This window comes from Rhodococcus sp. PSBB066, assembly GCF_017068255.1.
In the GTDB taxonomy this organism is placed as follows: Bacteria; Actinomycetota; Actinomycetes; order Mycobacteriales; family Mycobacteriaceae; genus Rhodococcus; species Rhodococcus aetherivorans.
Genome location: NZ_CP070859.1, coordinates 2,083,108 through 2,101,876, shown reverse-complemented (window position 1 = coordinate 2,101,876; position 18,769 = coordinate 2,083,108). Strand labels below are relative to the sequence as shown.

Below are 18,769 nucleotides of genomic sequence, written 5' to 3'. Positions count from 1 at the left end.
TCTCGGCGTGGGATGGAGACGGGACGCGGGGTGGGAGGAAGACGGATGTTACGGCGCGGCCACCCCGACGCCGCGCCACTCGTCGAGCACCCGGCTCGGCTCGTAGCCGACGACGGTGCCGGAGGTGATCGCACCCAGGTCGGCGAACGCGACGGGCAACATCGCGGCGTGATCCATCACCACCGCGTTCACCTCCCCGAGCAGGGCGGCACGTTCGCCGGGATCGGTGGCCCGGTTGGCTGCTTCCATCGCCGTCCGGAAGCCGGGGATATCGTCGTGCGACGGGTTCTGCGGCGAGTCCTGCCCGTAGTACGAGGTCAGCAGCAGCGACGGTTCGGCGCGACCGGTCAGGGTGGTGAGGATGGCGTCGAGCTCGCCGCGGTTGAATGCGGGATTGAGGTCGGTCGGCGTCATCGACCGGATCTCCATCGTGATCCCCACCCGCGCCAGCTGTTCCTGCATGATCTGCGCGATGAGCTGGTTCTCCGGCAGGTTCGACGCGCCGGCGACGAACGAGAATCCGTTCGGCACACCGGCCTGTGCGAGCAGGGCCTTCGCGCGTTCGGGGTCGAACGCGTACTGGCCGTCGAGGGCGGCGTTGTGCGCGAAGTACCCGGAGGGGAAGTTCTGGCTGGCGGCCTCGCCGTGTCCTTCGAGTGCGGTCTCGACGACGGCCTCCCGGTCGACGGCGTGGGCGAGTGCCTGCCGCACTTCGAGGTTCCCGAACTCGCTGCGGGTCCGGTTGAGGTTGAGCACGTAGTTGTTGAGGGTGGTCTGCACGTGCGACTCGAGGCCCTGTTGTTCGGCCGGGTCGACGGACAGCGGGGTGGCGATCGCGGCGTCGAGCTGACCGGAGGCCACCGCGCTCACCCGGGTCTGCGGATCGGTCATCACGATCCACTCGAAGGCGCGGGCCTGCACCGCCTCCGGATCCCAGTAGCCGTCCCGGGCGACGAACTCGTACTGCGCACCGGGCTGTGCGTGCGCGACGGTGTAGCGTCCGGTGCCGGCGGGGGTCAGCACCAGGGCGGCGTCCTTGTCGGGGGTGCCGAACGCGTTGGGGTTGACCATCATTCCGGGCAGATCGGAGAGGGTGAGCACGAGTTGCCCGCCCGGGCCGTCGAGTCGCAGGACCACGGTCTGCGGGTCGGGGGCCTCGACGGCGGCGACGCCGGCGAGCATGGCGGCGGTGATCGAGTCGGGCTGCATCGCCCGTTCGAGGTTGGCCACCACCGCGGAGGCGTCGAACGGGGTGCCGTCGGAGAACGTCACGTCCTGCCGCAGGCGCAGCGTCAGGGTGGACCCGTCGTCGGCGAACTCCCACGATTCGGCCAGCCCGGGAATCGGATTCGCGTCCCGATCACGGTGCACCAACCGGTCGTAGACCAGGTTGAGCATGATCGAGTCGCTGGTGATCCTCGTCTTGTGCGGGTCGAACGACGACGCACCGTAGGTGGTGGCATAGCGCAACGTCGCGTTCGGGTCGACGGTCTGCGCGGCGTCCGTCGCCGCGGAACTGCCGCACCCGGCCACCGCGACGGCGACGGCGAGCACGGACAGGGCGGCCTTCATCGATCTGTGAAACATCAGATTCCTCGGGGGGGTTCGGGTCGTCGAGGGGTTCACGGGGCGGCGACGCCGACGCCGCGCCACTCGTCGACGAGCAGGGTGGGTTCGTAGCCCACGACCTGATCGGTCAGGGTGGAGCCGAGCTCGAAGAACACCAGCGGGATCGCGAGCGCGTTGTCGCTGACCAGCTTCGACACGTCGCCGAGCTTGCCGGCGCGCGCCTGCGGATCGGACTCGCGGTTGGCCGCATCCAGGGCCTCCTGGAATCCGGGGGCCGTGCTGCGGGACGGGTTTTGCGGCGACTCCGCCCCGTACAGCGAGGAGAACAGCAGGGCGGGATCGGACCGGCCGGTGAAGGTGGTGACGACGGCGTCGGCGTCCCCGCGGTTGAACGTCGGGGAGGCTTCGGACGGCGGCATCGGCTTCAACTGCATGTCGATGCCGACCTCGGTGAGCTGTTGCTGCACGATCTGGGCCACCTGCACGTTCTCGGGCAGGTTGAGCAGGATCGCAGTGAAGGAGAACCCGTTCGGCAGTCCCGCCTGTGCCAGGAGCTCCCGCGCCCTGTCGGGGTCGTACGGGTAGGCTCCGGCCAGGTCGGGCTCGTAGGCGAAGTAGTCCTTCGGGAAGTTCTGCGTCGCGGCCTCGGCGTGGCCCTCCATCGCGGTGTCGGCGATGGACTGCCGGTCGATCGCGTACGCCAGCGCCTGCCGCACCTCCGGCTTGCCGAACTCCCCGCGCGACCGGTTGAGGTTGATGGCCATGTGGTCGAGCCGCAGCGCCGTCTCGACCCGAAGGCCCTGCTGCTCGGCGGCATCGATGGTCAGTGGCGTGGTGATGGCGGCGTCCAGGTCTCCGGAGGACACGGCGTTGAGCCGGGCCTGCGGATCGGTCATCACGGTCCACACCACGCTGTCGGTGCGGACCGCGTCGGGATCCCAGTAGCCGGGCCGCGCGGCGAACTCGTACTCGGCGCCCGGCTGCGCGCGGGTGACCGTGTAGCGGCCGGCACCGGCCGGGGTGAGCGCCAGCGCGGCGTTCTTCTCCGGGGTTCCGAATGCGTCGGGGTCGACGATCATCCCGGCCAGGTCGGACAGCGCGAGGACGAGCTGGGCGCCGGGCCGGTCCAGCGCGAGCACGACGGTGCGATCGTCGGGGGTCGTGATGCCGGTAACCCCGGCGAGCATCGGTGCGGTCACCGAGTCCGGTTCGAGGGCGCGGTTCAGGTTGGCCCGGACGGCGGCCGCGTCCACGGGGGAACCGTCGGCGAAGCTCACCCCCTCGCGCAGATGCAGGGTGAGGGACTCGTCCGTCAGCTCCCACGATTCGGCCAGGCCGGGGACGGGTTGCGCGTCGACGTCGCGGTGCACGAGCCGGTCGTAGACCAGGTTGAGCATCGTGGCGTCACTGGTGATCTTGGTCTTGTGCGGGTCGAAGGAGGACGCGCCGAAGACCGTCGCGTAGCGCAGGGGGATCGTCGGGTCGGCGACACCCGAGTGCTCGGACACCTCGGAGCCGCACGCGGCCGCCAGCACCGCGCACGTCCCGAGGGCGGCCGTCCACCGCCGGATGGAAAACCTGCCCGTTGCGACCGGCATCTCGCCCCTTCCTCGAAGCGCTCGCGCGCACAGTCGATTTCAGGACGGACGTCGATGCGCACGGCCTGTTACCGACCGAACGTAGGGGCTTGTGACATGCCGCACATCGCCGTTCCCACTGAACGAGACCGTGCGGGAACAGGTGGTCAGCCGAGCGCGCCGAGAAGGGTGGAATTCACCTCCGCGGCCGGGACCATGGGCATCGTGTGGTGCGTTGCTCCCTCGACGATCACCGGCCGCAGCCGCGAGCTCGTCGCCGCGACCGCGGCCGCCACCCGCGCGCTGTCGTGGATCTTGCTGCCGGCCGCGAGAATCACCGTCGTGTCGACCGCGAGCCCGGCGAGGGTGGGACGTGCGGGGCGTTTCGGGACGACCAGCTTCGCCGTCGGGAAGTGCTCGGCGCCCTGGGCGGCGAGGTTCAGCCAGTCCGCGTCGAGGGGCCGGCCGCCGGTCTCCCACGCGAGGAAGCTGCGCTGGCGGTGGTCGCTCGGCCGGAGCAGCAGGGGGATCGCGCGGGCGAGGTACTGTGCGCGCATCCCGGCGAAGCACGAATTCGGATCGAGCAACACCATGTTCGAGATCCGCTCGGGGCGTTCGAGCGCGTAGGCGAGCGCGATCATCGCCCCGTACGAGTGGCCGGCCAGCCGGAACGAGGACAGGCCGAGCGTCGCCGCGATGCCGTCGAGCCACGACAGCAGATCGTCCACGCTGCGCATCGGCTTTCCGTGCGCGACACTCCGTCCCACGTCACCGATCGGATCCACCGCCAGGACCCGGTACCGGGTGGCGAGCGCGGCGGCGTTGGCGAACCACACCGTCGACGTCGCTCCCCCTCCGGGCAGCAGGAGGACCGGCGGCGCGTCCTCGCGGCCGCAGACGTTGATATGCGTTGTGCCGAATTCCGATTCGACCGTCACTGCGCCGACGTCCGCCGGCCACTTCGCGAGCACGGCATCGTAGGCGCGGAGGAACTGCCTCCCCGCAGTGGAGGCCGCGAATTCTGTTGTCGACGCACGCGGCATCGCCTTCCCCCCCTTCGTCCGGATCAGCCGGTCGGTCCGGCCATCCCGTAGAACCGTTCGACCCGCATCGTCAGCACGAGCCGGCGGTCGGCGACCATCGCGTCCCGGAACTCGTCCCAGTCCGGGTGTTCGCCCTGCACCGCCCGATACAGGGCGACGAGTTCCTCGACGGTGTCGTCGTGCGGGTCCTTCGCGACGGGCGACAGTTCGGCGGTGCCCTCCGCGACCGCGTACGCCCAGCCGTCGGCGGCGCTGACATACAGGCTCACGCGCGGGTCGCGGCGCATGTTCGCGGTCTTGGCCCGCCCGTCGGTGATGGAGACCGAGAACGTCCGGGCGCCGGGGTCGTAGTGGTACACGATGTTGGAGAGCTGCGGCCGCCCGTCCCGCTTCAGCGTGACGAGGGCGCCGATCTTCGTTGCAGCGAAGAGTGATTCGATCCTGTCTGCGGGCGCCGTCATGGGATCACCATCTCTTTCCGTGGGAACGGTAGCGCTTGACGTACTCCACCCAGTTCCAGGTCGACAGGAACCCCTGCGCCGCCTCGTACCCCTTGGCGAACTGTGCCTCGATCTCGGACTTGTCGAGGTGGAAGTCGAGGACCCCCACCTCGGTCGAGTCGACCCGGATCGTGCGGGCGCTGACCCACGGCTGGTTGAGGTGGGCCTGGTCACGGCCGACGAGCACGGTGGTGACGATGCCCTCGATCAGCTCCGGGGAGTCGCCGAGGGCCGAGAACGGACGCAGCAGCCGCAGCGGTGGGAGGACCTTGTCGTTGTCGGCGGGCAGGTTCGGCAGCACGGTGACGCCGAAGGTGGGCCAGCGGGGTTGCTCGGTGTCGATCCGGTCGAGCGAGTCGATCGGGAAGTTCGACAGCAGCCCGCCGTCGACCAGTGTCGACGTCAACCCGGACGTGGCGGTGAGCGTCGCGGGCCGGAAATAGAACGGGATCGACATGGACGCGCGCACCGCGTCGGCCACCGACTGCTCGTCGGGATCGAGGCCGTAGACCGACCGGTAGTCCCACGGCAGCCGGACCAGCAGGCCCCGCGTGATGTCCGTGACGGTGACCACCAGCCGGTACCGTCGCTCCTCCGGGATGTCGTCGTCCTCCATCCGCAGATCCCCGAAGGTGCTGACGCCCAGGTCCTTCAGCGTGTCCCGGATCCAGGCGTGCGCGTAGTCGCCCTGGTAGATCCCCGACCCCCGGAGCACCCCGAATGCGGGACCCAGCAGGGGAATCCGTTCGACGGGCCCCGGGTCGAGGAACTTGCGGTACCTGATCCCGAAGACGGCGTCGCGCATCTGCTCGCCCGTCCATCCGGCCTTCGATCCGGCCGCGACGATGGCGCCGACCACCGCCCCCGCGGACGTGCCCGACACCCGGTTGAGCCGGTATCCGGCGTCGGCCAGAGCCACGACGGCACCGGCGAGGCCGATGCCCTTCACCCCGCCGCCGGCGAGGACGAGGTCGGCGACGTCCGGATGCGGGGCTGCGGTCATCGCACACCCCCGAGGCCGCGTCCGCCGCCCGGGACGATCCGTTCGCACCCGTACATGGCCGCCTCCTCCTGCACCGCAGTGCCGCATCGACGAACTGTTCGCGGGACGGACGCACCCGGCTCCCCTGTCCCGTTCACACTATGCCGGGCACCGTGCGAACGCTGGCAGGAAATCGCGGTCCGGACTGTGAAGTGGCGGCTGGACGGGAGGATCTCGTGTCGAGGGGGCGCCTGTTGCGGCGAACGCCGAGAGGCCGGCGCAGCAACCGCCCCTTCGACGCGACAACCGCCCGGTCAGCTCGGGCGGGCGTCGGGGTGTTCGCGCACGAAGTTGAGATACGCCTTCGACGGCGTCGGGCCGCGCTGACCCTGGTACTTCGACCCGACGGCGGCGCTGCCGTAGGGGTGCTCGGCCGGGCTGGTCAGCCGGAACAGGCACAACTGCCCGATCTTCATCCCCGGCCACAGCGTGATCGGCAGGTTGGCGACGTTGGAGAGCTCGAGGGTGATGTGCCCGCTGAAGCCCGGGTCGATGAACCCCGCCGTGGAGTGGGTCAGCAGCCCGAGGCGGCCGAGCGACGACTTGCCCTCGAGCCGGCCGGCGAGGTCGTCGGGCAGGCTGCACGTCTCCATCGTCGAGCCGAGTACGAACTCGCCCGGGTGCAGCACGAACGGCTCCCCGGGCGGGGCCTGCACCAGCGAGGTGAGCTCGTCCTGGCGCTGCGCGGGGTCGATGTGCGTGTAGCGGGTGTTGTTGAAGACGCGGAAAAGGCTGTCGAGCCGTACGTCCACGCTCGACGGCTGCACCATCGCCGCATCGAAGGGGTCGATGCCGAGACGCCCGGAGGCGACCTCGGCGCGGATGTCGCGATCGGAGAGCAGCACGAGGTAGAGGCTAACAACTCGCACAGGGCGACTCCGAGAGCGCTCGAGGTTGTCAGCCGCGCCGGATGTCCGTCGCCGCCGGTCGCGTCAGCGGGCCTGCGACGACATCGTGAGCAGGAAATCGGTGCAGGCCTCGATCACCTCGTCCTGGCTCAGCGGGCTGTCGCCCTCGAGCCACGCCGTGAGCACCTGCGCGAGGCCGCCGACGACGAAGTGCGCCGCGAGGTCGAGCCGGGGCGTCGAGCTCACCTCGAAGAAGTCCACCGCCTGCGCCGTCACCAGCCCGGCGAACATGCGCGACGACTCGAGTCGCCGGCTCACCAGCTGAGGGTTGGCCTGGCTGACGGAGAAGATCAGCCGGCCCATGCGCGGGTCCTCGGCGACCTCGCGGACGATGTTCTCCACGCCGGCCCGGACCACCGACCGTTCGTCGCGCGGTGCCTCCGTGACCGCGCGCAGGGTGCTCTCGGCGATCCGCTGGATCACGTGGTCGTACACGGCGACGGTGAGTTCGTCGCGGTCGGGGAAGTTTTCGTAGAAGTAGCGTGAGGCCAGGCCGGTGCGCTTGCACACGCCGCGGACGGACAGGGTGTGATCGCCGTCGGGTCCGCCGAGTATGTCGAGCCCGGCCTCGATGAGCTGCGCCCGCCGTTCCGCCTGCCGCTGTTCTCCCCCGCGTCCCCCGTAGAGCCGTCCTGTCACCATCCGTCCATCTTCTCAGGAGAGCTCTTTACCCCGATCATATATGTGACTACAGTCGTGTTCACATACAGGACGGACGAAGGGATCGACCTCGTGACCACCCTCGAGAAGCCTGCCGAGTTCGACGACGTCATGGACGGCCTCGGCCTCATGGCCGGCGCGGCGAACGTCATCATGCAGCTGTCCCACCCCGGCGTCGGCTACGGCGTCGTCGAGAGCCGTGTCGCCTCCGGCCGGCTGTTCGACCATCCGATCAAGCGCACCCGCACCACCCTCACCTACCTGGCGGTCGCGGCCACCGGCACCGACGAGGAGAAGCAACTCTTCCGGCGCGCCGTCAACACCGCCCACCGCCACGTCCGCTCCACCGAGGCGAGCCCGGTCGAGTACAACGCCTTCGACCCCGAACTGCAGCTGTGGGTGGCCGCGTGCATCTACCGCGGCTTCGAGGACGTGCACCACGCGCTCTACGGACCGATCCCGGCCGAGGCCGTCGAGTGGTACTACCGCAAGGGCGCCACCTTCGGCACCACCCTGCAGGTCGAGCCCGACATGTGGCCGATCGACCGCGAGGCGTTCGAGGAGTACTGGAACGAAGCGCTCGCCAAGGTCGACATCGACGACGTCGTGCGCGACCACCTCTACGCCATCGCCGCCATGCGGTTCCTGCCCCGCCCGGTGTCGCTGCTGTTCGGCCGGCTCAACCTGTTCCTCACCACCGGCTTCCTGCCGTCGATGTTCCGCGACCGGATGCGGCTGCCGTGGAGCCCGCGCGACCAGCGCCGCTTCGACCGGCTCATGCGCACCCTCGGGGCGGTCAACTCGCGGCTCCCGGTGGCGCTGCGCGAAGCCCCCTACCGGCTGCTCATGGCCGATCTGCGCCGGCGGATCCGGACGGGCCGTCCGCTGGTCTAGGCCCTCCGGGGCCGGTGCGCAGCCACATCAGCAGCTGCCGGTAGACCTCGTCGTCGTTGAGCAGCGTCAGATGGTGCGCCGGCGCCCGGTGCATGCCGTCCTCCATGCGGAAGCCGATGCGCCGGGTCCGGCCGTGCCCCGACGCGCTCGGCACCAGGACGAGTCCGTCCCCGAGCAACCGCCCCAGCGGATGAGCCGGGCTGCGCGTCAGGGTCGCCGACACGAAGCAGTGCATCGCCCCGTCCAGCAGGGGCACCTCCCGGCACACGGCGCGGCGCAGGTCGTCGATGCCGCGACCGGACCAGTCCTCGTCCACCACGGCGCCCTGGTTCAGGTCGCGGATGCCGGCGCTGCGCCGTCGCAGCAGCGTCCCGAACGGCCGCAGCTCCGGGACTGCGACGAGCGCGGCGCTCGCGTAGTGCACCGCCTGCTCGAGCGGCGCCCCCAGATGCGGGGATCCGAGCGAAACGACATGGCGCACACGATGAGTCCACGCCGCATCGGTCTCGGTGCCGTAGAAGCAGGCGCTGCGCGCGACGAGCCCACCCATGGAATGGCCGATCAACGCGAGCTGCTCGACCTTGCGCGGCCACGCCCGCACGAGCGCGTCGAGCAGCGCCGACAGCTCCCGACCGTTCGCGGAGATGCGCCGGCCCGTGTTGTAGCGGACGAACACGGACGTGCAGCCGAGATCGTCGACGAGTCGTTCGCCGTAGGTACGACGGCCGCCGAACCGCCACGTCGTCTCGGTCTCCATCAGACCATGGACGAACACCACCACGCGGCCCGTCGCGGGCGGGAACGCGCGGGCGAGGCCCTCGGTCGTGAGCGGCACGGCCCGGCTGTCCACCCGCACCGACATCGGCAGCGCCAGCGGTGAGCCCTCGGCCTCGAGGACGTCGCCGATGAGGCCCTCGACCGCGGCGATCGCCATCGCCCCGCGGACGCTCTCCGACGGCAACCGGTCGCCGGTGGACTCCGCGAGCCCGAGCGCGGCCAGCTTCCCCGTCGCCGCGGCGGCACCCCTGATCGCGGAATAGACCCCGTCGGCGATCGCGTCGTGCGCGGCCTTCACCGCGAGCGCCGGCGTCCCGACGCCCAGTGCGACCGCCCCGAACACCCGGTCGGAGATGCTGCGGTGCATCGCCTGCACGCCCCCGGTCGCCGCGCCCACCTCGTCCAGCAGCAGCCGAGCCAGCTCGGACGCCTCGGACCGCTCCCCCGTGGCCTTCATGCTCCCAGTGTGCGGGTGCGACGCGCCGCTGTCGCGGCGGGTGCGAGCGGGAGGTTCCGGCGACGAGGGGGTGGTTCCGGAGGCCTCCACTCGGCGCTTGCCGCAACAACCTCCCCCTCGAAACGGAACGCTCCGGGGTGGATGTGACGGCGTCCGTGCGGAGTCTGCTACAGTGTGCGACGAGCGTGGACGGAGCCGAGAAATCGGCAAAAGCCCAGCGTGCCGATGTAGTTCAATGGTAGAACATCAGCTTCCCAAGCTGAATACGCGGGTTCGATTCCCGTCATCGGCTCTCCCGAAGGCCCCGGCCGGCGCATCGCGCAGCCGGGGCCTTCGTCGTCGGCGGGTCGGCGCCCACATACCGGCTAGCCGACCAGCAGCACCCCGGTGAGCGCGGTCGCGGCGACGATGATCGTCGAGGCGGCGGCGAGAGCGAAGGGCCGCCACCCCACACCGCGCAACACGGACAGCCGGACCCCGGTGCCGAGCGCGAACATCGCGGCGGTGAGCAGCGCGGTCTGGGTCAGTCGCGCGGCGTCGAGCCACCCCGGTCCGAGAACACCGGTGGCCCGCAGCGCCACGCAGGCGAGGAATCCGACCAGGAACAGCGGCACCAAGGGCGGTCGCCGCGTCTGCGTGGGCGTGGCGGTGCGGCGTCGTGACGCCACCCCGATCCACGCGACCACCGGCGCCAGCAGCGCCACCCGGGCCAGCTTGACCGTCACTGCAATGGCCAGGGCACCGCCGCCCACCGCCGCGGCCGACGACCCCGCGTCGAGCGCGCCGCCGGCCGCGACCACCTGCGCCACCTCGTGAATCGCCGCGCCGGCCCACATTCCCGCCTGGGTCGAGTCCAGACCCAGGGCGGCCGCAGCCGCGGGAAGAGCCGGAATCATCACGGTGCCGAAGACGACGACCAGCGCGATGGTGGTCACCAGTTCCCGCTTACGTGCGTTCACCACGCCGTCGACCGCGGCCGCGGCCGCGGCACCGCAGATCGAGAAACTGCACGCGATCAGGAGCCGTTGCGTCCAGCCGATCCCGAGCAACTTTCCGAGCGCCATCGACCCGGCGATGCCCAGCCCGACCACGGCAGTGACCACCGCGAGCGTCCCCCACCCCAGTGCCAGCACGTTCGGCAGCAGCAGTTGCAGACCGAGCAGCGCGACTCCGATACGGAGCAGCCGCCGCGAGGCGACGGTCACACCCGGTTCGAAGACCGCCGGCAGCGTTCCCAGATTCGCGACCACCGCGCCGAGCAGGATCGCGATCAGCAGAGGGCTGATCCCACCCAGCACGCGTGCCGCGACAACTGCCACCGCCGCCGCGGCGGCAGACAACACCAATCCGGGCAGCGATGCACGCGCCCGTTCGAGCGCAACCTTCCCGTTGAGCCGGGTGCCGCGGCCGCCGCTGCGCCCGTCTCCGCCTCGGCCGCCCGACTCGGCCTGGCCGGTCCCCACCCCCGCAGCCGGCCGCGTATCCGCTCCGCCCGACGTGTCGTGGTCGGGATCCCTGCGGTCGGACTCCGCGGCCGCGGTAGCATCCAGCACGCTGCACACTCTCCTTCTTCGTCATGTCGGCCCGGGCATCCCGGCCCGGTCGAGGTATTCGACGTGGGGTCGGGTTCGTCAGGCTCGGTGGGTGACCGAGATCTGTTCCACGTCGGTGCATTACGGACACTTCGCGGTGACCGGCTCGCCGGGATCAACGTCGCCGCGATCGAGCGGGCCACGGTCACCGACCCGGCCGGGAATCTCCCTGCAGGGCCTGAATTGCGACGCACCTCACGGTATCCGGATTCGGCACGGCATACTGTCCCTATCGGGACACGGTGTATTCGATATGGGACACCGCGTTCGCGCGGATGCCGGTGTCATACCAGCGCGTTCCCGGCCCGCACGGCGGTGTCCGTCCGGTGTTGAGCGCGCCATTGCCTTGGGCTGCAGTCGAATTCGTTGCTGAACCAGCGGGAGAAGTTGCTTGCCGAGGAGAAGCCGAGCAGATCGGCGACCTCGGTGAGCGAGTAACGACGGCCGGCGACGAGGTGTTCGGCCAGGTCCACGCGGGTGGCGGTGAGCACCGCGGTGTAGTTCTGCCCCGCCTCGGCGAGATGGCGGTGTACGGTGCGCCGGTCGACCCCGAGGCTGCGGGCGACCTGCTCGACCGAGCATCGCCCGGTGGGCAGCAGCAGTTCGATCAGCTCGCGGACCCGGGTGACGGGCGTCGCCTCGGGCCGGGTGTCGATGGTGTCGAGGAATTGGCGCGCATACGGGCCGATCGAGGGACCCGACATGGCGTTGGGAGCGTCGAGATCGCTTGTGTAGAGGACAATTCCGGAGAACTCCTGGTCGAACTTGACCATCGGGCCGAACGCCTCGAGGTGGGCGCTGGTGTCCTCGGGGGCGAAATGGGTGAAGCAGACCGCCAGGGGCTGCCAGCGGCCGCCGCGGAAATCGCGTAACAGCCCGTGCAGTACCCCCATCGCCAGTTCCGTGGCCTGCCGGGTGTCGGCGGGTTCGCCCAGCTCGAGCCCGACCCGGATCGTCGCCACGTCCTCTGCCTCGACCAACCGCAGCCGCAGAGCCTCGTTGTACATGTGCTGATAGCGCATCAGGAACTTCAGCGCGCTGCGGACGTCGGGTTCCTCCCGGATGACCAGGCTCACCGGGCCGAGGCTGGCAAAGCGCCGACGCTCGACGAGCCGCAGCGCGAAGTCGGGGCAGCGGGTCGCGGCGGCCGAGCGTTCCAGCAGGCGGGCGATCGCGACGGCGGGGATCCACCGGTCCGGCAGCCCCAACCCGGCGGGATCGAGCCCGACGCTGCGCAGCAGTGGCGTCGGATCCGTGCCCAGCGACGCGCACAGGTCGGCGTACCCTGTGATCGCGGCGTAGCGGGCCAACGGCTTCATGTCCGGCCCCACCTCTCGCCCCGGAGAGAACACCTATGTCACCTCAAGATACGCTCGATCGGGCGGTGAGACACGCCCCGGATGGCGCCGATCGAAATCGCCGCCGGGGACACCGATGATCACGTGCGCCGTGTCGCACCGACGGCTGTTCGGCAGCGCGGGGACGGTCCCCCGCGCGGGCGGCGGCCGCGAGTGCGTGCGTCGGCGGTCGTGGGCGATCGTCATCATCGTTGTTCGGGTTCGTGGAGGAAGGCGTCGATCACCGGGGCGAGTCTGCCGGCGTTGGTGATCGGTTCGATATGTCCGCCGTTGTGCAGGTACAGGGTGGCGTGGGGTAGCAGTCGGTGCAGGATGTGGGCGTTGACGATCGGAACGATGGGGTCGTCGGTGCCGGCGACGATCAGGGTGGGTTGGCGGATGAGGGGAAGCATCGGCAGGCTGGTCCACACGGCGCCGGCGAGCAGCTGGTGCAGGTAACCGATCGTCGATCCGGCGTGGGTCTGGGTGTCGAAGAGGGCGGCGATGTCGCTGCCCTGGTTTCTCGCGGTGCCGCCGTAGATCTGGCCGGCGATCGCTGCGGTGTGATCGGGGTCGGTGAACCGGCGACCGGTGAGCATCTTGGCGAGCACCCGGGGATGTCCGGGCACCATGAGCGCCCCGGTGGCGGTGGCGACGAGCACGAGTCGCCGGCACCGGCGCGGGTTCTGGAAGGCGAACTGCTGGGCCAGCGCGCCGCCCCAGGACAGGCCGAGTACGTCCACCACGCCGATACCGAGCCGGTCGAGGACCCGTCCCAGCAGCCGCGCCAGGTAGCCGAACCCGTAGGGCGCGAACGAGGTCCGCGACCCGCCGACGCCGGGGACGTCGAACCGGACGATCGTGGTGGCCGGGTCGAGGGCGGCGACGAACGGGTCGAGCACCTCGAGCCCGGCGCCGATCCCGTTGCACAGCACCAGCGGCACCCCCGACCCGCGCCGGATGTGGACCCGGATGCGTTGCCGGCCCACGGTGAGGGTGCGCTGCGTGGTGCGAGCGTCTCCGGTCATCGGTAGACGACGACGACCTCGGCGACGCACACCGGCCGCGTCCCGCCCCGGATCTCGTAGGTGAGGGTGAACACGGCCTCGATGCCGGCGGGTTTCTCCACTGCGGCGGTGAGGGTGACGGTGGCGCGCAGTTCGGCTCCGACCGGGACCGGCGCGGGGAATCGGACCTTGTTCACCCCGTAGTTCACTGCCATCCCGAGGTGGTCGATGGCGAGTACCTCGGCGAGCACGATCGGCGTCAGCGACAGGGTGAGGTAGCCGTGCGCGATGGTGGTGCCGAACGGTCCGGCCACCGCCCGGTCGGGGTCGGTGTGGATCCACTGGTGGTCGCCGGTGGCGTCGGCGAACCGGTTCACCTGCTCCTGGGTGATCTCGCGCCAGTCGGTGCGGCCGAGTTCGTGCCCGACCAGGTCGAGCAGTGCTTTCGGGTTGTCGAGTGTGGTGGTCATGATGTCGCTTCCTGAGGTCGTGGTGGGTCAGATGTGGTGTACGTAGGTGCCGGGTGCGGGGTCGAGCGGGGAGTGGCCGGCGCCGCCGAGCGTGGTGGGTGCGGCGACGGTGGCGCCGCTGCGCGCGGCGAGCCAGGTGGTGTAGTCCGGCCACCAGGAGTCGCGGGTGACCGTCGCGCGGTCGAACCATTGCTCCGGGGTGTCCGCGTCGACGGGCCCGACCCGGAAGGACGCCTTGGGGTTTCCGGGTGGGTTGACCAGCGCGGCGACGTGCCCGCTGGTGGAGAGCACGAACCGGGTGTCGGCGCCGCCGAGCAGGGCGGCGCTGCGGTGGCAGGACTGCCATGGCGAGATGTGGTCGGCGATGCCGCCGATCACGTACGCGTCGGCGGTGACCGCTCCGAGGTCGATCGGGGTGCCCAACAGGTCGATCGTGCCGGGGGTGGCCAGCGCGTTGGTAGCGCCGATGCGGACCAGGTCGCGGTGCAGGCCGGCGGTCATGCGAGTGGTGTCGGCGTTCCAATGCAGCACGTCGAACGGCGCGGGCGGGCGGCCCTGCAGGTAGTTGTTGACCCAGTAGCGCCACACCAGGTCGGTCGGGCGCAGCCAGGCGAACACCTCGGCCAGCTCGTCCCCGTCCAGGAAGCCCCTGGACTGCGAGCGTTCGATCGCGGTCTCGGCGGTGCGTGCGTCGAGGGCGGCGGCGGCGAACCCGGCCTGGGCCTGGTCGAGCACGGTCACCGCCAGGGTGAGCCCGGCAACCCGGTCGCCGTGGCCGGTGGCAGCCAGGTACGCGGCGGTCGTCGCGGCCAGGATCCCGCCCGAGCAGCTGCCCTGCAGATGCGTGCGGTCGGTGCCGGTGATCCCCTGGACGGCGTCCATCGCCTCGAGGATCGCGCCGCCGTAGGTGTCGAGGTCCCAGTCCCGATGCTCGGCGTGGGGGTTTCGCCAGGAGATGGCGAACACCTGCTGGCCCTGGGCGACGAAGTACTCGATCATGCTGCGACCGGGGGCGATGTCGGTGATGTAGTACTTGTTGATCACCGGCGGCACCATCAGCAGCGGCACCTCGCGCACGGTCGCGGATTGCGGGGCGTACTGGATCAGCTCGAACACCGGGGTGCGCAACACCACTGCCCCGGGTGTGACCGCGACGGTCTCGCCGAGGGTGTAGGCGCCGTCTTCGATCATCGCCGGCACCCGCGGCTTGGTGGCCATGTCGCGGGCGAACGCGCGCGCCCCGCGCAGCACGGACAGGCCGCCGGTGTCGATGAGCGCCTTCCACCCGAGCGGGTTGAGCAGCGGATTGTTGCTCGGCGCGAGGCCCTCGACGAGGTTGTCGAGCACGAACCGCATCCGTTCGGTGTCCCGCCAGTCCAAGCCCGCGTCCGCGAGCAGGGCATAGGCGGTGTCGGCGGTGGCGAGGTAGGCCTGCATGCTGCGGTGCAACCAGGGGTTGTTCTGCCACGCCGGGTCGGCGAATCGTTTGTCGCCCTTGCCGGGTGCGCGGTCGGCGCGGCCGGCGGCGACCGCAGCGAGTTCCTTGGCCAGGTTTCCGCCGCGGTGCGCGAGCGTGCCCGGGCGGGTGGCCAGCCCGCCCGCGAGCCGGGCCCAGGATCGGTTGGGCAGCATCCGGCCGGCCACGCCGCGGGCCGAGCCGGCCAGCAGCAGGTCCAGCGGCGCGGCGAGCTCGTCGGGGCGGTGTGCCGGCTTGGTGGTGGTGGTGGTCATGGTCGGTTGCTGCTTTCGAAGGTCGGGATGGTGATGTCGCGGCGCAGGATCTTGCCGGTCGGCCCCTGCGGCAGGGTGTCGAGGATCCAGATGTGGCGCGGATACTTGTAGGCGGCGACCCGCTGTTTGACGAATGCGACGATCTCGGCGGGATCGGCGCTCGCGCCGGGCTTGAGCGTGACCGCGGCGCCGATCTCCTCGCCGAGGCTGGCGTGCGGGATGCCGACCACCGCGGCCTCCGCCACGGCAGGGTGCTCGTAGACGACCTCCTCGACCTCGCGGGGGTAGACGTTGAACCCGCCGCGGATGATCAGGTCCTTCTTGCGGTCCACGATGTAGAAGTAGCCGTCGGTGTCGATGCGGCCGATGTCGCCGGTGGCGAACCAGCCGGCCGCGTCGATCGCGGCCGCGGTCGACTCGGGCAGGTTCCAGTAGCCCTTCATCACGTTCGGTCCCGCGATCTGGATCTCGCCGGGCTGGTCGGCCGGAACCTCGGCACCGGTGCCGTCCACGACACGCATCCGCACGCCCTCGATCGGGGTGCCGATCGAGCCGGTCTTACGGACGCGGTCCGGGTGGTTGAACGAGGCGACCGGGGAGGTTTCCGACAGCCCGTAGCCTTCCAGGATCACCGCGTCGAAGGTCCGCTCGAAGTCGGTGAGCACTGCCACCGGCAGCGACGCGCCGCCCGAGACGCACACTCGCAGGCTCGCCGTCGCCGCCGCGTCGAGTTCCCCGGCGACACCGAGCATCGCGGCGTACATGGTCGGCACGCCCTCGAACACGGTGACCCGGTCGCGGGCGATCACCTCGAGCGCGACTCGCGGGTCGAACCGCGGCACCAGTGTCAGCGTGGCACCCACGAGGACCGAGGCGTTGAGCCCACAGGTGAGCCCGAAGACGTGGAACAGCGGCAGTGCGCCCATCACGACGTCGTCGGGTCCGATCTGGATCAGGGTGCGGGCGGTCACCTCTGCGTTGCCGGCCAGTCCGGCGTGGGTGAGTTCGGCGCCCTTGGGCTTGCCGGTGGTGCCCGAGGTGTGCAGGATCACCGCGGTGTCCTCACCCGCCCGCGCCACCGGCGCGGCCTGCGCCGGCAGGTCGGCGGTCAGCCGGGCGAGGTCGTCGTCGTCGACCAGCCACAACCGGGCGTCGGCCGCGTCGGACGCGGCGCGGGCCTGCTCGGCGAACACCGGGGTCGCGAACAGCGCCGACGCGGCGGTGTTGGTCAGGAAGAACTCGATCTCGCGGGCCTTCAGCAGGGGGTTCATCGGCACCGCGATCGCGCCGCGCCGCAGGATGCCGTAGAACACGATCGCGAACGCCGCGGTGTTGGGCAGCATCACCGCGACCCGGTCACCGGGTGCGATCCCGGCCCGCTCGAGCAGGGTTGCCACCCGCGCCGCGGCCGCGTCGAACTCGGCGAACGCGAGCGTGTCCTCGCCGCACCGCAACGCGGTCTTGCCGGGGTAGTTGCGCGCTGACACAACGAGATTGGTACTGAGATTGGTCATGCCGTGGTTCTCCGGTGTGGTTCGAGAAAGGGGTCGTGGTCGGTGGTCGTCTCCGAACCGGCGTGGGGCCGAAGGGGCACGCACAGCGCCGGAGCCCAGCGAATGGAGCCGAGCACCCCGGTCAGCCACGCGATGCGGGCGGCGGCGTCGGACCGGGTGCGCGTCAGCCGGGCGAGCCACTCGGTGGGTTCGCTCGCGTGGGTGGCCGGCGCGGTGATGCTCACAGTCCGAGGTCCCGTCCGATGATCTCCTTCATGATCTCGTTGGACCCGGCCCAGATCTTGGTCACCCGTGCGTCCTTCCACGCCCGCGCGACCCGGTATTCGTTCATGAACCCGTAGCCGCCGTGCAGCTGGACGCAACTGTCGAGGATCTGGTTCTGCACCTGCGAGCTCCACCACTTGGCCTTCGCGGCGTCCACCGCGGTGAGCCGCCCCTCGGTGTGTGCCTGCACGCACCGATCGACGAACGCCTGCGCCACCTCGAGCGTGGTGACCAGTTCGGCGAAGAGGAACTTGTTGTACTGGAACGAGCCGATCGCCTGGCCGAACGCCTTGCGCGCCCGGGCATAGTCGAGGGTCTCGGCCAGGATCGCCTCGGCGTGCGCGAGATTCGACACCGCCGCGCAGATCCGTTCCTGCGGCAGCATTCGCATCATGTGCGCGAACCCGCCGTCGACCTCGCCGATCACGTTCGCCGCCGGGACCCGGACGTCGGTGAAGAACAACTCGGCGGTGTCGGACTCGGGTTGGCCGACCTTGTCCAGCTTGCGGCCCCGTTCGAAGCCCGCCGTGCCGGTCTCGACCGCGAACAGGGTGATGCCCTTGGCCTTCTTCTCCGGACTGGTCTTCGCCGCCACGATCACCAGGTCGGCGTGGTAACCGTTGGTGATGAACGTCTTGGACCCGTTGAGGATCCAGTCCTCCCCGTCGCGTCGGGCGGTGGTCTTCAACCCGGCCAGGTCCGAGCCCGCGGCGGGTTCGGTCATCGCGATCGCGGCGACCAGTTCACCGGTGCAGAACCCCGGCAGCCACCGCTGCTTCTGCTCCTCGGTGGTCAGCTCCACCAGATACGGCGCCACGATGTCGTAGTGGATGCCGAAACTCGACGCGATCGCGGCACTCACCCGCGAGAGTTCCTCCCCCACAACCGCGTTGAACCGGTAGTCTCCCGCCGCGCTGCCACCGTACTGTTCGGGTACCTCCAGACCGAGCAGGCCGAGCTTGCCCGCCTCGATCCAGATCTCGCGGTCGATGAACCGCTGCTCGATGATCCGCTCGTGCTCCGGAATCAGGTGGCGCTGCGTGAAGTCACGGACCGTGTCACGAAAGGCGAGGTGGTCGGCGGTATAGATGGTCCTGGTCATCGATCTTCCTGAGGGGTGGCGACGGGTGTTTTCGAGCACGTCGGGCAGGTGGCCGCCTCGGCCGGCTGCATCGACGATCCCGGTGCTGGGGACGTGGCCCGCGGAGTGCGGGACTCGATCGAGAACCCATGCGGGTCTTCGGCTTGCCACTCCACGGTAGCCGAACCGTACCCACCGTACTTATCTCATCGGGTCAGCAGACTATTCGTATCGGGACAGGGTTGATGGCGCACAGACGACACCGCCTGCAGTCCACGCGAATCCGATGAGCACCGTTGTCGCACACCGACGCCGCCCCGGTCGGCTCGATCGACCGACACCGTCC

Annotated in this window: 17 protein-coding genes and 1 tRNA gene; 2 read left to right on the top strand and 16 right to left on the bottom strand. The window is 70.3% G+C overall.

What is annotated here, in order from left to right:
• Positions 1–48 precede the first annotated feature (48 nt).
• The 7 genes from JYA75_RS09825 to JYA75_RS09795 form a co-directional block, all read right to left on the bottom strand.
• Positions 49–1,572, bottom strand: coding sequence for an ABC transporter substrate-binding protein (locus tag JYA75_RS09825; protein ID WP_185713508.1), 1,524 nt, complete (start codon positions 1,570–1,572; stop codon positions 49–51).
• Between the two features lie 50 nt (positions 1,573–1,622).
• Complete coding sequence (locus tag JYA75_RS09820) at positions 1,623–3,167, bottom strand: ABC transporter substrate-binding protein (RefSeq protein WP_203329932.1); 1,545 nt, start codon at positions 3,165–3,167, stop codon at positions 1,623–1,625.
• A gap of 146 nt (positions 3,168–3,313) precedes the next feature.
• Complete coding sequence (locus tag JYA75_RS09815; protein ID WP_185713032.1) at positions 3,314–4,189, bottom strand: alpha/beta hydrolase; 876 nt, start codon at positions 4,187–4,189, stop codon at positions 3,314–3,316.
• Between the two features lie 23 nt (positions 4,190–4,212).
• The gene (locus JYA75_RS09810; RefSeq protein WP_006947587.1) at positions 4,213–4,650 is read right to left on the bottom strand and encodes a PPOX class F420-dependent oxidoreductase; all 438 of its coding nucleotides are present in this window, start codon (positions 4,648–4,650) and stop codon (positions 4,213–4,215) included.
• A gap of 4 nt (positions 4,651–4,654) precedes the next feature.
• Complete coding sequence (locus JYA75_RS09805) at positions 4,655–5,692, bottom strand: patatin-like phospholipase family protein (protein ID WP_043798453.1); 1,038 nt, start codon at positions 5,690–5,692, stop codon at positions 4,655–4,657.
• Between the two features lie 293 nt (positions 5,693–5,985).
• A complete protein-coding gene (dcd, locus tag JYA75_RS09800) occupies positions 5,986–6,576 on the bottom strand; it encodes a dCTP deaminase (RefSeq protein WP_006947585.1) in 591 nt (196 codons plus the stop codon).
• 87 nt (positions 6,577–6,663) lie between these two features.
• Positions 6,664–7,281: a TetR/AcrR family transcriptional regulator gene (locus JYA75_RS09795; protein WP_006947584.1), complete on the bottom strand. Its 618-nt coding sequence runs from the start codon at positions 7,279–7,281 to the stop codon at positions 6,664–6,666.
• 90 nt (positions 7,282–7,371) lie between these two features.
• Here JYA75_RS09795 and JYA75_RS09790 point away from each other — a divergent pair, with 90 nt between their 5' ends.
• Complete coding sequence (locus JYA75_RS09790; RefSeq protein WP_203329931.1) at positions 7,372–8,193, top strand: oxygenase MpaB family protein; 822 nt, start codon at positions 7,372–7,374, stop codon at positions 8,191–8,193.
• Here JYA75_RS09790 and JYA75_RS09785 read toward each other — a convergent pair.
• Positions 8,144–9,427 (bottom strand): alpha/beta hydrolase, encoded by a 1,284-nt coding sequence (locus tag JYA75_RS09785; RefSeq protein ID WP_072636074.1) that lies wholly within the window; start codon positions 9,425–9,427, stop codon positions 8,144–8,146. The genes JYA75_RS09790 and JYA75_RS09785 overlap by 50 nt on opposite strands.
• Positions 9,428–9,648: 221 nt before the next feature.
• Here JYA75_RS09785 and JYA75_RS09780 point away from each other — a divergent pair.
• A tRNA-Gly gene (locus JYA75_RS09780) sits at positions 9,649–9,719 on the top strand.
• A 73-nt stretch (positions 9,720–9,792) separates the two neighbouring features.
• Here JYA75_RS09780 and JYA75_RS09775 read toward each other — a convergent pair.
• The 8 genes from JYA75_RS09775 to JYA75_RS09740 all read right to left on the bottom strand — a co-directional run bounded on the left by JYA75_RS09775 (position 9,793) and on the right by JYA75_RS09740 (position 18,444).
• A complete protein-coding gene (locus JYA75_RS09775) occupies positions 9,793–10,782 on the bottom strand; it encodes a putative sulfate exporter family transporter (RefSeq protein WP_044476610.1) in 990 nt (329 codons plus the stop codon).
• Between the two features lie 521 nt (positions 10,783–11,303).
• A complete protein-coding gene (locus tag JYA75_RS09770; RefSeq protein WP_065922126.1) occupies positions 11,304–12,338 on the bottom strand; it encodes an AraC family transcriptional regulator in 1,035 nt (344 codons plus the stop codon).
• A gap of 224 nt (positions 12,339–12,562) precedes the next feature.
• Positions 12,563–13,384 carry a poly(3-hydroxyalkanoate) depolymerase gene (phaZ, locus tag JYA75_RS09765; RefSeq protein ID WP_065922125.1) on the bottom strand — a complete coding sequence of 274 codons (822 nt, stop codon included), beginning with the start codon at positions 13,382–13,384 and terminating at the stop codon, positions 12,563–12,565.
• The gene (locus JYA75_RS09760; RefSeq protein ID WP_006937051.1) at positions 13,381–13,833 is read right to left on the bottom strand and encodes a MaoC family dehydratase; all 453 of its coding nucleotides are present in this window, start codon (positions 13,831–13,833) and stop codon (positions 13,381–13,383) included. Before JYA75_RS09760 ends, phaZ begins: the two co-directional genes overlap by 4 nt.
• A 27-nt stretch (positions 13,834–13,860) precedes the next feature.
• The gene (locus JYA75_RS09755) at positions 13,861–15,564 is read right to left on the bottom strand and encodes an alpha/beta fold hydrolase (protein ID WP_043798465.1); all 1,704 of its coding nucleotides are present in this window, start codon (positions 15,562–15,564) and stop codon (positions 13,861–13,863) included.
• Positions 15,561–17,078, bottom strand: coding sequence for a long-chain fatty acid--CoA ligase (locus JYA75_RS09750; protein WP_043798467.1), 1,518 nt, complete (start codon positions 17,076–17,078; stop codon positions 15,561–15,563). Before JYA75_RS09750 ends, JYA75_RS09755 begins: the two co-directional genes overlap by 4 nt.
• Complete coding sequence (locus JYA75_RS09745; protein ID WP_006937055.1) at positions 17,075–17,302, bottom strand: hypothetical protein; 228 nt, start codon at positions 17,300–17,302, stop codon at positions 17,075–17,077. Before JYA75_RS09745 ends, JYA75_RS09750 begins: the two co-directional genes overlap by 4 nt.
• Complete coding sequence (locus tag JYA75_RS09740) at positions 17,299–18,444, bottom strand: acyl-CoA dehydrogenase family protein (protein WP_006937057.1); 1,146 nt, start codon at positions 18,442–18,444, stop codon at positions 17,299–17,301. The genes JYA75_RS09745 and JYA75_RS09740 overlap by 4 nt, the downstream gene beginning before the upstream one ends.
• Positions 18,445–18,769 lie beyond the last annotated feature (325 nt).